The organism is Roseospira visakhapatnamensis, from assembly GCF_014197915.1.
In the GTDB taxonomy this organism is placed as follows: Bacteria; Pseudomonadota; Alphaproteobacteria; order Rhodospirillales; family Rhodospirillaceae; genus Rhodospira; species Rhodospira visakhapatnamensis.
This window is the reverse complement of the sequence record NZ_JACIGK010000076.1, coordinates 1-2428: the sequence shown is the minus strand read 5'-3', so window position 1 is coordinate 2428 and position 2428 is coordinate 1. Positions and strand designations below refer to the sequence as shown.

Here is a 2428-nt window from a genome sequence, read left to right as displayed (position 1 = left end):
GCGCGAAAAACCGGCCAAGGGACGGGTTCCCTGATCGACGCCGTCACACACGCGGATGACGTCGTTCCGCAACCCATGCGCAATGCGGATGCCATTGACAATGGAACCTTGCTGGAGGCGCGGCCCCCTGTTAGAACACCCATGGCTCGGATTGACGATGTCCCCGACCGCCCGATTGAGGCGGACTACCCACACGGAGTGCCGGTGGATGACGCAGGACGACTCACCCACGACATCGACGGACGCCCCTTATCTGCACCGTATGTCGCCGGAAGAACGCGCGCAACCGGACTGGATACTGCGTTGCGACCCGAGGACGTGGTCGCAGTCGCAGAGGGACTCACACGCAGCCCTGTTGAGGCGGTTCCGAGCCGCGCGCTCCCGAGGGGAGCTCTTGGTGTGTATTACGCGCGGCCTGGAGTAGACGGCCCCGAGCGTCATATTCAGTACGATCAGAGACTTGAGGGGCGGGATCGCGACAACGTCATCGCGCATGAAGTCGGTCATGCGATTGACCGCATTGCTCAGGAGCGCACAGGGATTCCGTTGACCGGATCCATCAAGCAATTCAACGCTCTCTATCATGTGCAGAACAGTGGGGGGGCGAGGACGTCTGTGACGGATCCCCCCTCTCGGCAAACGCGCCCGGAACACCTGGGCTACCGGGGTGACAGTATCAGCCGTGAAAAGATGGCCGAGGGCATGCGTTTGTACCTGCAGAACCCCGCCTACATCAAGGAACACTTCCCCAACGCGGCGCGGCGCATCCGGGAGTATGTCAATACGGACCCGAGACTGAACCGCACCATCCAGTTCAACGAGATCGGCGCGCCCCTTGGGTTGGGCGCCCTCGGGGCCTCTGGCCTCGCCCCGCGCGACCACACCCTCGAGGAGGAGGACGAAGACGAGCGCGGGCTCTGGGGCTGGCGGTAGGGCCGGGGCTGGTCTCGAGGCTGGATCCATGATCGTTCATAGAGCAAATCCCGAGCGATCCGAACCGGATCGCGACGACGATTTGCTTGCATATCAGAGTCTGAGAGCATGGTCCGTGAGTCCAGACTCACGCTCCATGCTCTCAGGGACGATGATTGGCTTGCCGAGGCCCGGCCAATACTCAATGTGCTTGACGGGCTGTCGTGTGTTCGTCGACCAATCGTAGGGTAAGACGCGAACGCTATATGTCCCTGGAGGCAAGGTCGCGGCGGCTTCCTCAACGGTTGGTGCGTCGACAATGGCGGCGATGGCGCGATCACGGACAAAGGCAAAGCGGTAGATACCGGTGCCGTTGTCAGGGGTGCCCCATCGACGGGCGAGTTCAGGATGCCGCATGCGATCCTCCATGCTCACGACAATCAGGATACGGTAAACGAGTGCGGTTGGCACCCCGCCCGAGCGCATGCGGGAGCGGCCTGCCCCGCGCCCGGGGTCGGTCACCGAAGCGGCGGAGGGCCTTCTCGGGATCGATCCGTCGTACAGCGCGCGCGGCACGCTGTTGCCTGTCGCCCGCGATGCCGAGGGCGATGCTGTCCTTGCCTGGCCCGAGGCCGCGATTGGCGCGGTCGAGGGGTTTCTGATGCCGGGCCACCTCGCGCAGGGTGGCAGCGCCACGGAGCAGGAGATGGAGCGCACGGCGCTCGAAACGGCCGGTTTGGTGACGGGCGGCGCATTGCCTGCCCGGACAGCCTCGGGAGTTCGGCCGTCCCTCGGAATGGGAGGCGGCAGGCGTGCGCTGCCGATGGACGAGGCGAGCCGGATGAGGCGGGCTCAGGACCAGGGGTACGACTTGGATAACCCGGCATACCGTGGCGATAAAATGCCAAGCGAATACCCAAAGGGCGCTCGTTTCACCTATGATCCGGACTATGCTGCCGGTTTCGGTGATCGGGGCGGCGTGCGGGAGTTCGCGTTCCGCGACAGGAACGCCCTTGGCGCTGGTCATCCCGTGACGCTCGGACACCTGCGAGACATTGCCAGGGCGATCCAGGCTAGGGAAGGTGACGCCGCCGCCGAGCGGTTTGTGCAGGCGAACTCATCCATCTCGGATGATTTGCAGACCTTTTTTGAAAAGTCGGCCAACGCGGACCCAAATATCCCGGTTGCACGGGATGGCAGCCTGACGCTTCGGTACATGCAACAGCAAACCGGGGACCACAAGCGCATCGCTCGCGAGGCCGGGATCACGGAACTGCACGATGCGGGCTTCTTCGACCGGATCGTTGGCGAAGGGATTCGAGACAAGAACAAGGCGGCTTTTGATCCAATGCGCTTCAATGACCGGAACGCGCTGGCAACCGGCGGCGGTTTCTGGGGTTGGCCACTGTTGACTACAAAGGACTAGGGCCTGTTGACAATCACCGACCTGCGATGATGGCTGCGACAAGGTACCAGTTTGCGGTGTAGCTGCTGTCGGTCTTGTCGTATCGTGTTG

At 63.1% G+C, this 2428-nt stretch carries 3 protein-coding genes; 2 read left to right on the top strand and 1 reads right to left on the bottom strand.

The window, feature by feature from the left end; genetic code table 11:
- On the top strand, positions 1–933 hold a 933-nt coding region (locus GGD89_RS19830; RefSeq protein ID WP_221238577.1), incomplete at its 5' end, for a hypothetical protein.
- Positions 934–1026: 93 nt separating this feature from the next.
- On the opposite strand, the gene GGD89_RS19435 is transcribed toward GGD89_RS19830, so the two are convergent.
- On the bottom strand, positions 1027–1329 hold the full coding sequence (locus GGD89_RS19435) for a hypothetical protein (RefSeq protein WP_184049159.1): 303 nt from the start codon (positions 1327–1329) through the stop codon (positions 1027–1029).
- Between the two features lie 67 nt (positions 1330–1396).
- On the opposite strand from GGD89_RS19435, the gene GGD89_RS19430 reads away from it, so the two are divergent.
- Positions 1397–2338 (top strand): hypothetical protein, encoded by a 942-nt coding sequence (locus GGD89_RS19430; RefSeq protein ID WP_184049156.1) that lies wholly within the window; start codon positions 1397–1399, stop codon positions 2336–2338.
- Positions 2339–2428 lie beyond the last annotated feature (90 nt).

Bases quoted from the DNA above. Each gene is read 5' to 3' on its own strand.
- GGD89_RS19435 (WP_184049159.1), bottom strand. From the start codon at position 1,329: ATGCGGCATCCTGAACTCGCCCGTCGATGGGGCACCCCTGACAACGGC.
- GGD89_RS19430 (WP_184049156.1), top strand. From the start codon at position 1,397: ATGCGGGAGCGGCCTGCCCCGCGCCCGGGGTCGGTCACCGAAGCGGCG.